Origin of the sequence: Leclercia sp. UBA5076 (assembly GCF_002416465.1) — a bacterium.
Taxonomy (GTDB): domain Bacteria; phylum Pseudomonadota; class Gammaproteobacteria; order Enterobacterales; family Enterobacteriaceae; genus Enterobacter.
Genome location: NZ_DIAO01000001.1, coordinates 120,349 through 136,764, shown reverse-complemented (window position 1 = coordinate 136,764; position 16,416 = coordinate 120,349). Strand labels below are relative to the sequence as shown.

Annotated in this window: 13 protein-coding genes, 1 tRNA gene and 1 pseudogene; 7 read left to right on the top strand and 8 right to left on the bottom strand. The window is 56.7% G+C overall.

Translation table 11 applies throughout. The annotated features are described in order from the left end of the window. Window positions 1-282: 282 nt before the first annotated feature. Together B3X29_RS00605 and rsuA are read right to left on the bottom strand one after the other, a co-directional pair. On the bottom strand, window positions 283-1,479 hold the full coding sequence (locus tag B3X29_RS00605) for a Bcr/CflA family multidrug efflux MFS transporter (RefSeq protein ID WP_156654921.1): 1,197 nt from the start codon (window positions 1,477-1,479) through the stop codon (window positions 283-285). 15 nt (window positions 1,480-1,494) lie between these two features. Then, window positions 1,495-2,202, bottom strand: coding sequence for a 16S rRNA pseudouridine(516) synthase RsuA (gene rsuA, locus B3X29_RS00600; RefSeq protein WP_159339602.1), 708 nt, complete (start codon window positions 2,200-2,202; stop codon window positions 1,495-1,497). Between the two features lie 151 nt (window positions 2,203-2,353). Between rsuA and B3X29_RS00595 the strand changes: the two genes are divergently transcribed. Continuing rightward, on the top strand, window positions 2,354-4,114 hold the full coding sequence (locus B3X29_RS00595; RefSeq protein WP_103180380.1) for a DEAD/DEAH box helicase: 1,761 nt from the start codon (window positions 2,354-2,356) through the stop codon (window positions 4,112-4,114). Window positions 4,115-4,239: 125 nt separating this feature from the next. Further along, window positions 4,240-4,524 (top strand): 50S ribosomal protein L25, encoded by a 285-nt coding sequence (rplY, locus tag B3X29_RS00590; protein ID WP_103180382.1) that lies wholly within the window; start codon window positions 4,240-4,242, stop codon window positions 4,522-4,524. 51 nt (window positions 4,525-4,575) lie between these two features. On the opposite strand, the gene yejK is transcribed toward rplY, so the two are convergent. Then, window positions 4,576-5,583, bottom strand: a complete 1,008-nt coding sequence (gene yejK, locus B3X29_RS00585) for a nucleoid-associated protein YejK (RefSeq protein ID WP_159339603.1) — start codon at window positions 5,581-5,583, stop codon at window positions 4,576-4,578. Window positions 5,584-5,717: 134 nt separating this feature from the next. On the opposite strand from yejK, the gene B3X29_RS00580 reads away from it, so the two are divergent. From B3X29_RS00580 to B3X29_RS00570, 3 genes are all read left to right on the top strand, one after another. Then, window positions 5,718-5,945, top strand: a complete 228-nt coding sequence (locus tag B3X29_RS00580; protein ID WP_032612681.1) for a YejL family protein — start codon at window positions 5,718-5,720, stop codon at window positions 5,943-5,945. Window positions 5,946-5,964: 19 nt separating this feature from the next. Beyond that, window positions 5,965-7,725, top strand: a complete 1,761-nt coding sequence (yejM, locus tag B3X29_RS00575) for an LPS biosynthesis-modulating metalloenzyme YejM (protein ID WP_103180385.1) — start codon at window positions 5,965-5,967, stop codon at window positions 7,723-7,725. 72 nt (window positions 7,726-7,797) lie between these two features. Further along, window positions 7,798-7,874, top strand: a tRNA-Pro gene (locus tag B3X29_RS00570). A 110-nt stretch (window positions 7,875-7,984) separates the two neighbouring features. Here B3X29_RS00570 and B3X29_RS00565 read toward each other — a convergent pair. From B3X29_RS00565 to B3X29_RS00555, 3 genes are all read right to left on the bottom strand, one after another. Continuing rightward, on the bottom strand, window positions 7,985-9,388 hold the full coding sequence (locus tag B3X29_RS00565) for a DUF7594 domain-containing protein (protein ID WP_103180387.1): 1,404 nt from the start codon (window positions 9,386-9,388) through the stop codon (window positions 7,985-7,987). A 45-nt stretch (window positions 9,389-9,433) separates the two neighbouring features. Beyond that, complete coding sequence (locus B3X29_RS00560; protein WP_159339604.1) at window positions 9,434-10,663, bottom strand: MFS transporter; 1,230 nt, start codon at window positions 10,661-10,663, stop codon at window positions 9,434-9,436. 82 nt (window positions 10,664-10,745) lie between these two features. Next, window positions 10,746-11,006, bottom strand: a complete 261-nt coding sequence (locus B3X29_RS00555) for a DUF2534 family protein (RefSeq protein WP_039031021.1) — start codon at window positions 11,004-11,006, stop codon at window positions 10,746-10,748. A 195-nt stretch (window positions 11,007-11,201) separates the two neighbouring features. Here B3X29_RS00555 and eco point away from each other — a divergent pair, with 195 nt between their 5' ends. Beyond that, window positions 11,202-11,693, top strand: a complete 492-nt coding sequence (gene eco, locus B3X29_RS00550) for a serine protease inhibitor ecotin (protein ID WP_159339605.1) — start codon at window positions 11,202-11,204, stop codon at window positions 11,691-11,693. Window positions 11,694-11,729: 36 nt separating this feature from the next. Here eco and mqo read toward each other — a convergent pair whose 3' ends face one another. Then, on the bottom strand, window positions 11,730-13,385 hold the full coding sequence (gene mqo / locus B3X29_RS00545; protein WP_156654927.1) for a malate dehydrogenase (quinone): 1,656 nt from the start codon (window positions 13,383-13,385) through the stop codon (window positions 11,730-11,732). Between the two features lie 188 nt (window positions 13,386-13,573). Between mqo and B3X29_RS00540 the strand changes: the two are divergent. Then, window positions 13,574-14,864: pseudogene (locus B3X29_RS00540) on the top strand (SulP family inorganic anion transporter). Here B3X29_RS00540 and mgtE read toward each other — a convergent pair. Beyond that, window positions 14,827-16,263 carry a magnesium transporter gene (gene mgtE, locus B3X29_RS00535; protein WP_103180395.1) on the bottom strand — a complete coding sequence of 479 codons (1,437 nt, stop codon included), beginning with the start codon at window positions 16,261-16,263 and terminating at the stop codon, window positions 14,827-14,829. The pseudogene B3X29_RS00540 and the gene mgtE sit on opposite strands and share 38 nt — an antisense overlap. Window positions 16,264-16,416: the final 153 nt, after the last annotated feature.

Genomic DNA, 16,416 nt, shown 5'->3' with positions numbered 1-16,416 from the left:
AACACAACATTAACCGCCTGCTCTGTTTTTAATAAGAAAACGCTTACACCCACTATTCATGGGTGCAGGGGCCTTGTTTTTCAGGGCTTTCTGACGGTGTTTCAGGTTTATAGCGGCGCTATATGTACCCGTTTCTGTGATCTAACACAACCTTTTTAACTACAAAGATGTGACTATTTACACAAATAGATTTTACATAAAAGAAACAAACAAGAGGTCAAAGAACCGCCTTTTAATTGACCTGCATCAAAAAAGGGCCCCGACAGGGCCCTTTTTTGTGCATCATTTCACCAATTTCTTTGGCCGGCTGGCATAAAGGCAGAAAAGAATCGAGCCGGTGGCGCACAGCGCGATTGACCAGAGCATCGGCCAGGCGCTGTTAAACGTCGCCAGTGAAAGCAACGCGCCGACAATGGCGCCGATACCAAAGCGGAAGGTCCCCGCCAGTGAAGAGGCGGTACCGGCCATATGCGGGAACTCGTCGAGGATGACCGCCATAGCGTTGGACGAGACCATCGATATACAGCCAACAAAGGCCGCAATACCGATTACCAGCGCCCAGAATCCGATATCAAAGTAAGCGGTTACCACCATCCACACCGCCATCACAAACTGGATCCACAGCCCGATACGGAACATATTCAGCGCCCCTACCCGGCGCACGAAGCGGCTGTTGATCATCGTCAGCACGAAGATGAATACCACGTTCAGCGCGAAATAGTAGCCAAATTGCTGCGGTGAGACATGGTTAAGCTCAATGTAGACAAACGGCCCGGCGCTGAGGAATGAGAACATCCCGGCAAAGCTGAAACCGCTGGCCAGCATGTAGCTCAGCACGCGCTTATGGCGAAACAGCGAGGCAAAGTTGCCAAGCGTGGTGCGAATATGAAACTTCTGCCGGTGTTGTGCAGGCAGGGTCTCTTTAATAAAGAAGAAGATCATTGCCGAGGCCAGCAGGGCCGCCAGCGCCAGGATCCAGAAAATAGCGTGCCAGCTAAACCAGACCAGCACCGCTCCCCCGACCATCGGCGCCACCAGCGGCGCGACGGTGGTCACCAGCATGACGAATGACATCATGCGGGAGAACTCCTCCTTCGGGTAGATATCGCGCATCAGGGCATTGATGACCACGCTTGCCGCCGCAGCCGCCAGGCCGTGGAAGAAACGCATCACAATAAGGTAATCGACAGATTGCGCCATCGCGCAGGCCATCGCCGCGCCGGCGAATACCAGCGTACCGCCCAGCACCACCGGTTTGCGCCCCAGGCTGTCGGCCATTGGCCCGTAAAGCAGCTGACCGAGGGCAAAACCGAGAATATAGCTGCTGAGGGTCATCTGCACGCTGCCTGCCGGCACGCCAAACTGCTCGGCGATCACCGGCAGTGCGGGCAGATACATGTCGATGGACAGCGGCATCAGCATGGCCAGCAGGCCAAGAATAAAAACAATGCTGAACGACGAGTGTGGCCTGGTGGTCACAATTAACTCCTGAAATTAGCGTGAAGAGAGGCCAACGCTGGCAATTTCTTCTCCCGTCAACGGGCGGTATTCTCCTGGCTCAAGGTCCGGGTCGAGAGCGATAGCCCCGATCCGTTCGCGATGCAGACCGACCACGTGATTTCCCACGGCGGCAAACATGCGCTTCACCTGATGATAGCGCCCTTCACTGATGGTCAGACGCACTTCGGTTGGGGTAATAACTTCCAGCACGGCGGGTTTGGTCAGATCTTTTTCATTATGCAGCTGGACGCCGTGGGCGAACTGCTCTGCCGTACTGTCGCTCACCGGATTTTCCAGCGTCACCCGGTAGGTCTTTTCGCAATGGTGGCGCGGTGAGGTGATGCGGTGTGACCACTGACCGTCGTCGGTCATCAGCACCAGGCCGGTGGTGTCGATATCCAGACGCCCGGCAGCATGCAGTTTGTGAGCGACCGGCTCATCGAGAAAATAGAGCACGGTGGGATGGTCGGGGTCTTCGGTGGAGCAGACATAGCCTTGCGGTTTATTGAGCATGAAGTAGCGCGGGCCGTTCTGCTGGGTCAGCGAGTTGCCTTCATACTCCACCTGATGCTCAGGCTGGAGTTTAAACGCGCTGTCTCGCACAATGTCGCCATCCACGGTAACGTGGCTGCCGCGGATCAGACGCCCGGCAATAGCGCGGCTTACGCCGAGTTGCTGAGCGATAAACTTATCAAGTCGCATGAAATATTTTAAACCTTACAGGTGCCAGGAGCCGGACAATGCGTCCGGAAAAGAAGCAGTCAGGAACAGTCCAGTATAACGGGCTCTGTGCGCCACTCAAGGGAAAAAGTTTCGTGGCATAATATGAGCGAGATAACCAAACCGAGACCCCATGACCTTTACACTTCGCCCCTACCAGCAGGAAGCCGTGGACGCTACCCTCGCCCACTTTCGTCAGCATAAAGAACCGGCGGCCATTGTCCTGCCCACCGGCGCGGGCAAAAGTCTGGTGATCGCCGAGCTGGCGCGCCTGGCCCGGGGCCGCGTGCTGGTGCTGGCGCACGTCAAAGAGCTGGTGGCGCAGAACCATGCCAAATATCTGGCGCTGGGTCTGGAGGCTGATATTTTTGCCGCCGGCCTACAGCGTAAAGAGAGCCACGGTAAAGTGGTCTTTGGCAGCGTGCAGTCGGTGGCGCGCAATCTGGATAAATTCCAGAGCGAGTTCTCCCTGCTGATTGTCGATGAGTGCCACCGTATCAGCGATGATGACGATAGCCAGTATCAGCAGATCCTGACCCATTTGAAAAATGTTAATCCGCAGATCCGCCTGCTGGGGCTTACCGCCACCCCGTTCCGCCTCGGTAAGGGCTGGATTTATCGCTTTCATTACCACGGCATGGTGCGCGGCAATGAAAAGGCGCTCTTCCGCGACTGCATTTACGAGCTGCCGCTGCGCTACATGATCAAACATGGCTACCTGACGCCACCGGAACGGCTGGATATGCCGGTGGTGCAGTATGATTTCAGCCGGTTGCAGGTGCAGAGTAACGGCCTCTTCAGCGAGGCGGATCTTAACCGCGAGCTGAAAAAACAGGATCGTATTACCCCGCATATCATCAGCCAGATCATGGAGTTTGCCGCCACGCGTAAAGGGGTGATGATTTTTGCCGCCACCGTGGAGCACGCCCGGGAGATCACCGGCCTGCTCCCCGCCAGCGAGGCCCGGCTTATCACCGGCGAAACGCCAGGCAGCGAGCGCGATCGGCTGATTGAGGCGTTTAAGGCGCAGCAGTTCCGCTATCTGGTCAATGTGTCAGTGCTTACTACCGGCTTTGATGCCCCGCACGTGGATCTGATTGCCATTCTGCGCCCGACCGAATCCGTCAGCCTTTACCAGCAGATTGTTGGCCGCGGCCTGCGCTTAGCCCCCGGGAAAACCGACTGCCTGATCCTGGATTATGCCGGGAACCCGCACGACCTGTATGCCCCGGAGGTGGGTACGCCAAAAGGCAAAAGTGACAACGTGCCGGTACAGGTGTTTTGCCCCGCCTGCGGCTTTGCCAATACCTTCTGGGGTAAAACCACCGCCGACGGCACGCTAATCGAACACTTTGGCCGTCGCTGCCAGGGCTGGTTTGAAGATGACGAGGGCCATCGCGAACAGTGTGACTATCGCTTCCGCTTTAAAAACTGCCCCCAGTGCAACGCCGAGAACGATATCGCCGCCCGCCGCTGCCGCACCTGCGATGCGGTGCTGGTCGATCCCGACGATATGCTGAAAGCGGCCCTGAAGCTGAAGGACGCCCTGGTGCTCCGCTGCAGTGGGATGGCGCTGGCACACGGTGCCGATGACAAAGGCGAATGGCTCAAAATCACCTACTACGATGAAGATGGCGCCGATGTAAGTGAGCGCTTCCGTCTGCACACACCCGCCCAACGCACCGCCTTTGAACAGCTGTTTATCCGCCCGCATACCCGCACGCCGGGCGTGCCGCTGCGCTGGATCACCGCGGCGGATATCGTTCATCAACAGCCGCTGCTGCGCCACCCCGATTTTGTGGTGGCGCGGAAAAAAGGGCAGTTCTGGCAGGTGCGAGAAAAAGTGTTTGATTATGAGGGCCGCTTCCGCCGTGCCAATGAATTGCGGGGATAGCGGGACTTTTCATTGATGTGAAAGCCATTTGAGTATAAAATGCCGCCCGCTTCACATCCGTGAGGCAGAACACTCACCTGTTGCTGGGTCGCCTGTAGCAGGATTTTTTATACAGAGAGAAATCAATGTTCACTATCAATGCAGAAGTACGTAAAGAGCAGGGTAAGGGTGCGAGCCGCCGCCTGCGCGCAGCTAACAAATTCCCGGCCATCATCTATGGCGGCGAAGCTGCTCCTGTCGCAATCGAACTGGACCACGACAAAGTGTGGAACATGCAGAACAACGCTGAATTCTACAGCGAAGTGCTGACTCTGGTTGTTGACGGTAAAGAAGAGAAAGTTAAAGCTCAGGCAGTACAGCGTCACGCTTTCAAGCCAAAACTGACTCACATCGACTTCGTTCGCGCGTAATCGCAAACTTGTCGAAAAAAAACCCCGCATTGCGGGGTTTTTTTATGGCCGTTATTTGCCGCCAGAGGTGCGACGCTGCAGCTGATCCCGCAGATTTGGCGGCGTGCCTTTAATGGTCAGCGTGTCGGTCGCCGGATCCCAGAAAATGCGCTCGCCGAGCAACATGGCATCAAAGTTGATGGTTAATCCGCCGCCGCTACCGGCAAATTTGGTGAGCTGACGCAGCGTACTGCGATCCGCCGGGAAGCTCTCTTCCAGCTCGTAGCCTTTCTCCGCCGTAAAGTCCTGGAAGCTCACCTCGCTGACGCCCGCCAGCTCTTTGGAGAGCGATTCCAGTTCAATCTCTTCGCCCGCCTGTAGCTGTTCGTTGCAGTAGGCATAAACCTGCTGGCGCACGTTCTGGCGTTCCGCTTTGTCCAGCTCGGCTTCTGCGGTGAAGTCATCCACCGCCTGCAGCAAACCTTTATTCTGCGCTTTGGCATTCAGCCCTTCGCTGGCGCCGAGGAAATCCATAAAGAAGTCGGCCACCTTGCGCCCTACCCGGCCTTTCAGGAAGGTCAGATAGCGGGTGGATTCAGGATTGGTTTCCCATTCGGTCAAATCGATGCGCGCCACGATATCCGCGTGGTTGATGTCCAGATAGTGGGTCGAGCTGATATCCAGTTGCTCGTTGACGCGCATGCTGCTTAAGTTGTTCAGCACCGCCACCAGCAGGTACTCGACCGCCAGGTAACGATAGTGGCAGAACAGGACGATGCCGCCGTCGGCAAAGGGGTATTTTGCCAGCTCATCGCGCAGGCGACCGGTGGCGGCCCGGCTGAACGCGAGAAAATCGTCTTCACCCTGACGCTGCTGGCGCAGCGCCTGCGCCAGTTCGCTCTCGTCGCTGAACAGGCCGTAGGCTTTGTTTTTGGCACTGTAAACCCGATGCAGCTCCGCCATCATGTCAACAACGGTAGGCGTCGGCTCCAGTAACGAATCGCGCAGCACCAGCTCAAGGGTTTGCTCATCACGCTTGATAAGCTGGTGCAGAGCAATCTGGTTGATATCCAGACTCATGTTAAACTCTCCTTTTAGACCGGGCCGTATTCAACCACCCCCCAGTCATGTATGCAACCGAAGATAAAAAAGGGGAAAAAAAGCTGTTGCTACGTTAATATGTTGCCCTTTCCTCCACAAACAGATTTAGATTTATGCCACAACTCTCCCGCTACAGTGATGAACACGTTGAACAAATGCTCAGTGAGCTGCTCAACGTACTGGAAAAACATAAGGCGCCGACCGACCTTTCCCTGATGGTTCTGGGAAATATGGTGACTAACCTTATCAATACCAGCGTTGCGCCGGCCCAGCGCCAGGCGATCGCGAAATCTTTCGCTCAGGCCTTACAGTCCTCGGTTAACGACGACCAGGCGCACTAAGGGAAACAAACGACAGTTTATGGTGACGAATCGTCAGCGCTACCGTGAAAAAGTCTCCCAGATGGTTAGCTGGGGGCACTGGTTTGCCCTGTTTAACATTCTGCTGGCGATGGTGCTTGGCAGTCGTTATCTGTTTGTCGCCGACTGGCCGACGACGCTTGCCGGACGGGTCTTCTCCTGGATAAGCGTCATTGGCCATTTCAGCTTTCTGGTCTTCTCCACCTATTTACTGATCCTCTTCCCGCTGACGTTTATCGTCATGTCACAGCGGCTGATGCGGTTTATCTCCGCTATCCTCGCCACCGCAGGCATGACGCTGCTGCTGATCGACAGCGAAGTCTTTACCCGTTTTCACCTGCATCTTAATCCCGTCGTCTGGGAACTGGTGATCAATCCCGACCAGAACGAAACGGCGCGCGACTGGCAGCTGATGTTTATCAGCGTGCCGATTATCCTGCTGATTGAGATGCTGTTTGCCACCTGGAGCTGGCAAAAACTGCGCAGCCTGACGCGGCGCCGTCGCTATGCCAAACCGGTGGCCGCCCTCTTTTTTGTCGCCTTTATCGGCTCGCATTTTATGTATATCTGGGCGGACGCTAACTTCTACCGCCCCATCACCATGCAGCGCGCGAACCTGCCGCTCTCCTATCCGATGACCGCTCGTCGTTTCCTGGAGAAACACGGTCTGCTGGATGCCCAGGAGTATCAGCGCCGCCTGATTGAACAAGGGGATCCTGAAGCGGTATCGGTACAATATCCGCTGAGCGATCTGCGCTACCGTGACATGGGTCAGGGGCAAAACGTCCTGTTAATCACCGTCGACGGTCTGAACTACTCGCGCTTTGAGAAACAGATGCCAGCCCTGGCGGAGTTCGCCGAGAAGAACATCAACTTTACTCAGCACATGAGCTCCGGTAACTCAACCGATGCCGGGATCTTTGGCCTGTTCTACGGCATTTCACCTGGCTATATGGACGGCGTGCTGTCATCGCGTATCCCTGCCGCGCTCATCACCGGGCTCAACCAGCAGGGCTACCAGCTGGGGCTGTTCTCTTCGGATGGCTTCAGCAGTCCGCTCTATCGCCAGGCGCTGTTGTCCGACTTCTCTCTGCCGACCGCACAAAGCCAGTCCGACGAACAGACCGCCGGGCAGTGGATCAGCTGGCTTCACCGTTACGCGCAGGACGACAACCGCTGGTTCTCCTGGGTTGCTCTGAACGGCACGACGCTGGATGACAGCAACCAGAAAACCTTTAACCGCCGCTATGCGCAGGCCGCAGGCAATGTTGATACCCAGATTGCCCGGGTGCTGGACGCGCTGCGGGAATCGGGCAAGCTGGAGAATACCGTGGTGGTGATCACCGCCGGTCACGGTGTGCCGCTGGGCAGCGAGCGCAACGATGTCGACTGGGCGCGCCCTCGCCTGCATGTTCCGCTGGTGATCCACTGGCCTGGTACGCCATCCCAGCGCATTAACATGCTGACCGATCATAAAGATGTGATGACTACCCTCATGCAGCGTCTGCTCCACGTCAGCACGCCAGCCAATGAGTATTCCCAGGGTCAGGATCTGTTCAGCGCAACGCGTCGTCATAACTGGGTGACGGCTGCCAGCAACAACACGCTGGCCGTTACAACGCCAACCCTGACGCTGGTGCTGAACAGCAACGGTAATTACAAAACCTATAACCCGCAGGGTGAGAAACTCAACGACCAGACGCCGCAGTTAAGCCTGCTGCTACAGGTGCTGACGGATGAGAAACGGTTCATTGCAAATTGATTTAATATTAATCAGTTAGCCAGAACCACCCTTGCATTAAACGCGGAAATAGGTAGTATAAATTTCACGTGTCGGCACGTAGCGCAGCCTGGTAGCGCACTGTCATGGGGTGTCAGGGGTCGGAGGTTCAAATCCTCTCGTGCCGACCAAAATTTCCCCAAAAAAAACCAACCTTCGCGGTTGGTTTTTTTATGCCTGCAAGAGATGGCTAAAAAGCCAGCCCGATGGCAGGCTGGCTTTTGCACGAACATGCTGCTGATTAGATTTCCGGGGTATGCTTGTACCCGGTCAACATCAGTATCAGGCTCTCTTTAGAAGAGGCAGGGCTGAACTGATAGTGATTACCCTGACGGTCGCCACCGATATACCAGGAGATTTCAGTCTTGCCCGCCGCCAGCGCTTTGCGCACCGCCTTGTCGACATCCACCATCCGGTATTCGCGCTTGTTGTTGAGATAGAGCAGCGCATCGGACGAGTAGTTACAGGCCGGACGATTTTTCCAGGTGACGGTGGCGGGATCCCAGTCGTTGCTCGCCGGATAGAAGAAGATCTGATCCGCGCCGTTAGCCTCGACTTTTCCGCCATAGATCCGCACCCGGTATTTGAACAGAGAAGGATCCTGGCCTTCAGGCAGCGCAGGGATCGTAAACTTAACCAGACTCATCGTTTCGCTGTTACGGGTGCGGCCGCCGTTTTTCCAGTTATCCTGCACCAGCAAGGTCTGCGCCCCAGGTACCGGGGTATCTGGCGTCTCGCTACTCACCCAGACGTTTGCCAGCGCCTTTGAATAGCCGTAGGGGACGTTAGTGCCGCAGTCCATGCCCTGATTCATGCACATCTCAGTCATAAAGCGGGCACCCTCTTCAGTCCAGCCATTCATAAAGTCGGCGTGGGCGGTATAGAGGCTGCCCCAGTGCTCTTCGCGCACATCGCCATTCATGGTGGGATCGAGCGACAGCTGGGCTTTCGCGGTATCCAGGGAGGTGATCCCGTGCAGCACCCAGGCCACGTTCATATTTACCGTCGGGATTTTCACCGGATAGCCGGACGGGCACTGCCCTTTCACATCGTAGGTCGCATTCGCCATGCCATGGTGCGGCTGCAGGTGGATACCATCCCAGCAGTTAGGGAACTGGATCCCGATATTAAACTGCACCGCATCTTTGGCTTTTCTCAGCCCACACACTTCACCGACTTTATTGCTGTAGCCTCTGCCGTTAGCGCATAAAAAGGTTATGCGGGCGTTAGGCCCGGTACCGTGGTGATCGCCCGCCAGCAGCGCCAGCCCTGCCGGAAATGGGCTGAGCGGGAACTGTTCCACGTTAGACGCCTGGTAATAGGTTTTTTGGTAGGCGGGTTGAACCACCGTCCCGTCCGGCAGGCGCAGCGACGGCGCCCAGTAAGCTGAGCTGTCGGCTTTGTTATCGCAGGTGGTTTCTGACTGCTTACGCAGTGATTGATAGGTCGAATGGGCGTCCGTGCGGGTGTTGCCGAAAAAGTCGTGCCACATCGCCTGGTTGGTTTTGCCAAACATCATAATGGCGTCATCGCCCAGAGTATGGCTATAAGCACAAACCACGTGCGCCTGCGGGCCTGCATGGGCATAAAGTGACGGCAACAGCAGGGCTGACGCCATCGCGGTATAAAGTGTGGTCCTTTTCATAAGTATCTCCTGATAGAAAGGACCACATTGGTAACAAAACGGCACTCACGCTTCGAATGATTTGCGCAATATTTTTCTGCGCTTGCGCGCTTTACAACGCCGCGGGGGGTTGCGCAGATATCCCAGCGTCAGCAGGCAGATCGTCGCCCCGGCATAAAAGGTATATTCCGCGCCCCACGTTTCCCAGATGATGCCAGCCCCCAGGCTGGCAACCAGCAGCGCCACGCCGCTCACCATACTGAACAGGCCAAACGCCGTACCGCGCAGGTCGGGGGGTGCCGTCTTCGCAATCATCGCGGTCAGCAGCCCCTGGGTCATCCCCATATGGATGCCCCACAGCGCCACGCCGGCAATAATCCCGATCCAGTGGGTGCTCAGCGCCAGTACAATATCGGCGGCGATCAACACCGCCAGTCCCCACTGGAGCAGGCGCGTATGGCTCATGGCATCGGAGAGTTTGCCAAACGGATAGGCCGAAAACGCGTATAGCAGATTCATGGCGACCATCACCAGCGGGATCAGCGCCAGCGGAATGTCCGCCTGCTGGGCACGCAGCACCAGAAATGCCTCACTGAAACGGGCGAGAGTAAAGACAGCGCCGAGGCCAATTACCCACCAGCAGCTGGCGCCGAGGCGTTTCAGGTTCTCTTTTTTGATGGGATTGGACCGTTTATGGGCAACAGGCGTGGCGGGCTCATGCAGGCCCACAAAGAGCAGTAAGACGGCCAGCACGCCGGGGATGACGGCGATCCAGAAGATAGTGCGGAAATCATCGTTCCACAGCAGCATCATGCCGACCGCCAGCAGTGGGCCGAGAAACGCGCCAATGGTATCCATCGACTGACGCAGCCCGTATGCCGCCCCGCGCAGTTCCGGCGGCGTGACGTCAGCTACCAGCGCGTCGCGGGGGGCACCGCGGATCCCCTTTCCTACCCGATCAATCAGACGCGCCCCGAGGATCATCCCCGACGACGAGGCGATCGCAAACAGCGGCTTACTGGCCGCACCCAGACCGTAGCCCAGCAGCGCCAGCCCTTTGCGTTTCCCCAGATAGTCGCTGATGGCACCGGAAAAAACCTTAATGATAAGCGCGGTGGCTTCCGCCAGCCCTTCAATCAGGCCAATGAAAATGACGCTGGCGCCCAGGGTGGTCACCATAAAGAGCGGCAGCAAGCTATGGATAATTTCCGATGAAATATCCATCAGCATACTGACGCCGCCAACAACCCAGACCCCTTTTGGGATCCGGCTCAGCGTGGAAAACCGGGAAACCATGCTCCACTCCTGTAAACGGGGAAAAAATCATTTAACCCGAAAACGGCACAGGAGTGAAACAGGCATTAATCGCGTTGGCGACTCAGTGTTTATCGCTCCCGCCGAGGAAAAATATGCCCAACGGGATAGCCAGCAGCACGGTAAAGACCGTGCTGTAGACCAGCACCATCGCCGACTGCAGCACGTACATGCTGGTGGTCCACTCCGTCAGTGGGATATTGTACTGCTCAACCACGCCAATAATAGTCACACGGCCTACCCCCATCACCGCGATCAGAAAAACCGTCAGCAGTGCCAGCAGAAATTTTTTCCCCGCCGGGGTGTTGAGTTTATTACGTACCATGCGTGTTTCCTTCACAGATAGATAACAATGATTGCAGCTCACCCTACCACGATCGTTCCCCCGGGGCCAATACAGAATTTAAAACCAAATCACAAGGCACTTACCAGTTATATAAACCAGTTAAAAATAAAATTAAGGTAAAAAACACCATTCATGGTAGTGTATGGCCACCGTTTGACATAAAAAGGAATCACTGTGAAAAACGCCGCTAAAAGTCTCATCACTCTGCTGGCTCTGACCTGCGCCAGCGCATACGCCACCCCTGCTGACCAGCCGCTCAGTAAAACGGCCCCCTACCCGCAGGCGGAACAGGGGATGAAGCGCCAGGTCATTGACCTGCCTGAGCAGAAAGATGAAGCGAATTACAAGGTGGAACTGCTGATCGGCCAGACGCTGGAGGTGGATTGCAACGCGCACCGCCTCGGCGGTCAGTTAACCAGCAAGACGCTGGAAGGCTGGGGATATGACTATTACATCTTTGATAAGGTCACTTCGCCGGTTTCCACCATGATGGCCTGTCCGGACGGGAAAAAGACCACAAAATTCATAACCGCGAATCTCGGCGAGCATAGCCTGCTGCGCTACAACAGTAAGTTGCCGATTGTGGTTTATACGCCTGCGAATATCGAGGTGAGATACCGTATCTGGCAGGCTGACGAGAAGGTAGAAAGCGCCGTCACGCGCTAATAAAAAAAGCCGGGTAAATCACCCGGCTTTTTAATATCAGAGTGCGATATCCGCAACCGGTTTGCTTTCCGGCTGGGAGGTCGCCTGTGCCTCAGGCTGAGGCGCCGCATCCGGTGCCTGCGGTTTTTCATACTTCAGCTGCAGCACGCGGCTGGTGTACTCCAGCTCCTGCTCGGTGGCCTCAACGTTGCCGTTCAGCGCCGTACCGTATGAAGGAATAATGGTCTTCAGCTTCGCCTGCCACTCCGGGCTGGCGACTTTGTCTTTAAACACTTTTTCCATCAGGTGCAGCATAATCGGTGCCGCGGTGGAGGCGCCCGGGGAGGCTCCCAGCAGCGCGGCTACAGTGCCTTCTTTATCACTGACCACTTCAGTGCCCAGACGCAGCACGCCGCCTTTTTCCTCATCACGCTTGATGATCTGCACGCGCTGGCCCGCCTGCCACAACCGCCAGTCCGCTTTCTTCGCTTCCGGATAGTACTCTTTCAGCGCCGCAAAGCGATCGTCATCGGAGAGCATCACCTGGCTAATCAGGTATTTCACCAGATCGAAGTTATCCAGACCAACATCAACCATCGGACCCACGTTTGAAGTGGTGGTGGAGCTGAGCAGATCCCACAGCGAACCGTTCTTCAGGAATTTGGTCGAGAAGGTGGCGAACGGCCCGAACAGCACCACGCGCTTACCGTCGAGAACACGTGTATCGATATGCGGCACCGACATCGGCGGTGCGCCCACGGACGCCTGGCCATAGACCTTCGCCAGATGGCGATTCACCACCTCCGGGTTTTCCGACACCAGGAACTGGCCGCCAACCGGGAAGCCCGCGTAATTCTCCGCTTCCGGAATACCGGTCTCCTGCAGCAGCTTCAGCGCCGCGCCGCCCGCACCGATAAAGACAAACTTCGCCTTAATGACGTGCTCTTCTTCATTGTGCTTCAGATCGGCGACGGTCACGCTCCAGGAGTTGTCCGCGTTGCGCTTAAAGCCGCGCACTTCGGTATTCAGCGACAGCGTAAAGTTCTCTTTTTTTTGCAGAGAGCCCACCAGCTGACGGGTGATTTCGCCATAGTTAACGTCGGTACCGATTTCGGTACGGGTGGCCGCCACCTTCTGGTTCGGGTCGCGCCCTTCCATCACCAGCGGCGCCCACTCTTTGATCTGGGCGTGATCTTCGGAGTACTTCATGCCGCGGAACAGCGAGCTTTGCTGCAGAGCAGCATAACGTCCGCGCAGGAAGTTCACATTGTCGTCTCCCCAGACAAAGCTCATGTGCGGGACGGTGTTAATGAAACTGTGTGGATCGTGCAGCACACCGCTGTTCACCTGGTGAGACCAGAACTGACGAGAGATCTGAAACGCTTCGTTGATCTCCACCGCTTTCTCAATGCTGATGGAGCCATCTTTCTTCTGTGGGGTGTAGTTCAGCTCCATTAACGCGGAGTGGCCGGTCCCGGCGTTGTTCCAGCCGTTAGAGCTCTCCTGCGCTACGCCGTCCAGGCGTTCAACCATGGTCATGGACCAGTCCGGTTGAAGCTCCTGCAAATAGGTTCCCAGCGTGGCGCTCATGATCCCGCCACCAATTAACAGAACGTCCGTTTCCTGCTCTTGCGATGCCTGAGCCTTCGCCGCCGTGGAGACAGCACTAAGGCTTGCCGCCGCAGCCAGCAGCAGGGCAGTCATTTTTTTCATAATTAATGCCTTCGTAATACGCGTTTGTTCGCTATTTATGCAGATGAGGTCGAGTGCGGCGCCACGGTAGCAATATTTAAATATTGTTTAAAGGTTAAATAATTATTGTAATTATGATAATTAATGTCGCGGTATTTGTAGGGATATGGCATTTGCTGCGCTGGAAACGCGCGCGATTTCCCGTTACTATGCTGCCCTTTGTGATCGGCCGCACAGATCCAGCCTTCTGCCACTAACCTGCGAAGAATTATGTCTCCTACACACGCTTCTCCCCATACTCTTGCCGTCCTGCGCTCTCCGTCGCTGTTGATGCGTGAAACGCTGGCCGGTGTGATCACCGCTCTGGCGCTTATTCCGGAGGTGATCTCCTTTTCCGTGGTAGCGGGCGTCGATCCGAAAGTGAGCCTTTTTGCCTCGGTGGTGCTGTGCCTGGCGCTGTCGGTGATGGGCGGACGCCCGGCAATGGTGACTGCCGCTGCGGGCTCCGTGGCGCTGGTGATTGGGCCGATGGTGCATCAGCATGGCGCGCAGTATATTCTGCCGGCAGTGCTGCTGGCGGGGCTTATCCAGATCCTGTTCGGCGCGCTGGGAATGGCGCGTCTGATGCGTTTTATTCCCCAGGCGGTGATGACCGGGTTTGTTAACGCCCTCGGGATCCTGATTTTCTTTGCCCAGGTGCCGCATTTCTGGAGCAGAAGCCCGCTGATTGTCGGCCTGTTCGTCCTGACCCTGCTGATTGTGCTGTGGGCGCCCCGCTACATTAAAAGTATCCCTTCCCCGCTGATCGCGATTGTGGTCCTGACGCTCTATACCGTCACCAGCGGCCAGCTGCTGCCGACCGTGGGGGATGAAGGGTCAATTGGCGGCGGGCTGCCGGGGATCACCCAGATGCTGGTGCCGCTGAATCTGCACACCCTGAGCATTATCTGGCCCTGCGCCCTGAGTATCGCCTTTGTCGGCCTGATGGAGTCGCTCCTGACCGCGAAGCTGGTGGATGAGCTGACGGCAACCCCGTCCAGCAAGCGCCGCGAGAGCATGGGGCTGGGCGTGGCCAATATCATGGCGGGCTTCTTTGGCGGGATCGCCGGTTGCGCGATGATCGGTCAGACCATTGTTAACGTCGAAATGGGCAAAGGCCGCAGCCGCGTCTCCACCTTTGCCGCCGGGCTGGTACTGCTGGTGCTGGTTACCGCCCTGAGCGAAGTGATGGCGAAAATTCCGATGGCGGTGCTGGCGGGGATCATGGCGATTGTCGCCATTAAGACCTTCAACTGGCAGAGCATTCGCCCTGCCACGGTGAAAGGCGCGCCGGTTGCGGAAACGCTGGTGATGCTGGTGACCGTCGGGGCCACCGTTTCAACCGGCAACCTGGCAATTGGCGTGGTAGGCGGGATTATCATGATGGTGATCCTCCCTGCCCGCCTGCGACGCAAACACGCCGTTACAGCAGAAACAGTGTCGCCAGCCCAAGAAAAATAAAGAAGCCGCCAGTATCGGTAATGGCGGTGATCATCACGCTCGACCCCACTGCGGGGTCGCGCCCGAGGCGGGTCATGATCATCGGGATGAGAACGCCCATCGTCGCCGCCACCAGCAGGTTCAGCACCATCGCCAGAGTCATTACCCCACCCAGCGCCATATCGCCGTACAGCCACCAGGTCACGCCCCCCATGATGCCGCCCCACACCAGGCCATTAATCAGCGCCACGCCGAGCTCACGCAGGATCAGAAAGGTAAAGTTGCCCGGCTGAATATGCTGAAGCGCCAGGGCGCGCACGATCATGGTGATGGTCTGATTACCGGTATTGCCGCCAATGCCCGCCACGATGGGCATCAGCGAGGCCAGCGCCACCAGCTGGGAGATGGTGTGTTCAAATCCGTCAATGACACGTGAAGCGATGAAGGCGGTGCAGAGGTTGATCGCCAGCCACGCCCAGCGGGTTTTCACCGCCTTGCTCACCGGGGCATAGACATCCTCTTCGGCACTTAACCCGCCGAGGGCACGCATATCGTTATCGGTCTCTTTGTAGACCACGTCGACGATCTCATCGATGGTCAGGCGCCCCAATAGCTTACCCGCCGGGTCTACTACGCCCGCGCTGAGAAGGTTGTCACGTTCAAAGGTGCGGGCGGCTTTTTCGGCGTCATCTTCCGGGGAAAAGAGCATCGGCTGCGTTTCCATCACCTCGCTGACCAGGGTCTGAGTGCTGTTAAGCAGGATGGTCTGTAGCTCAAGCTCGCCGAGCAGGGTTTTATCCCGTGAGGTCACAAACAGCTTATCGGTGTTCTTTGGCATTTTGCCCAGACGTCGCAGGTAGCGCTGGACCGCGCCCAGCGTGACGTCAGGGCGCACCGTAATGACGCTGAACTCCAGGATTGCGCCGACGCGGTCCTGCTCATAGTGCATCACCTGTTGGACCCGGGCACGATCCTGAGGCGGCAGCGACGCCAGCAACTGTCCGGTCAGGTTGCGCGGCAGGTGCTGGACCATGTAGAGCTGGTCGTCGATATCCAGGGTGCGTACCGCGTCGAGAATGGCCTGGTCGCTCATCTCGTCGATCAGATCGTCCCAGACGTTTTCAGAGGCTTCCAGCAGTACCTGACCGCGCTCGTGATCCTCTACCAGCCGCCACAAAGCGTGGCGCTCTTCCGAGGGCAGCGCTTCGAGGGTGTCGGCGAGATCCGGCGGCGGCAAATGGGCTACCAGCGCCCCTACCTCAGCAATATCGTCGGCTAACGTCCCGACATCATATTGCTCAGCCAGGGTCAGTTTACCCAGCAGGGTGGAAGTGAGCGCTTTGTCGGTGGTCATCAGCCAGATCAGGCGCGCACGCTCTTCATCGCGCAGCCTTGCGCTGTTTTTGGTTAATCCAGACATTAAATATCAATCCATTAAATAAGTTGGCATTAAGCATAGCGTGGGGTTGTGTAAATTTTAATAAACGGATGAGAGGAGAGGTTAAAAAAACAGCAGGCGGGGAAAACAAGATCGCAGGCCGGGTGAGGCGAAGCCGCCACCCGGCACAGTTAC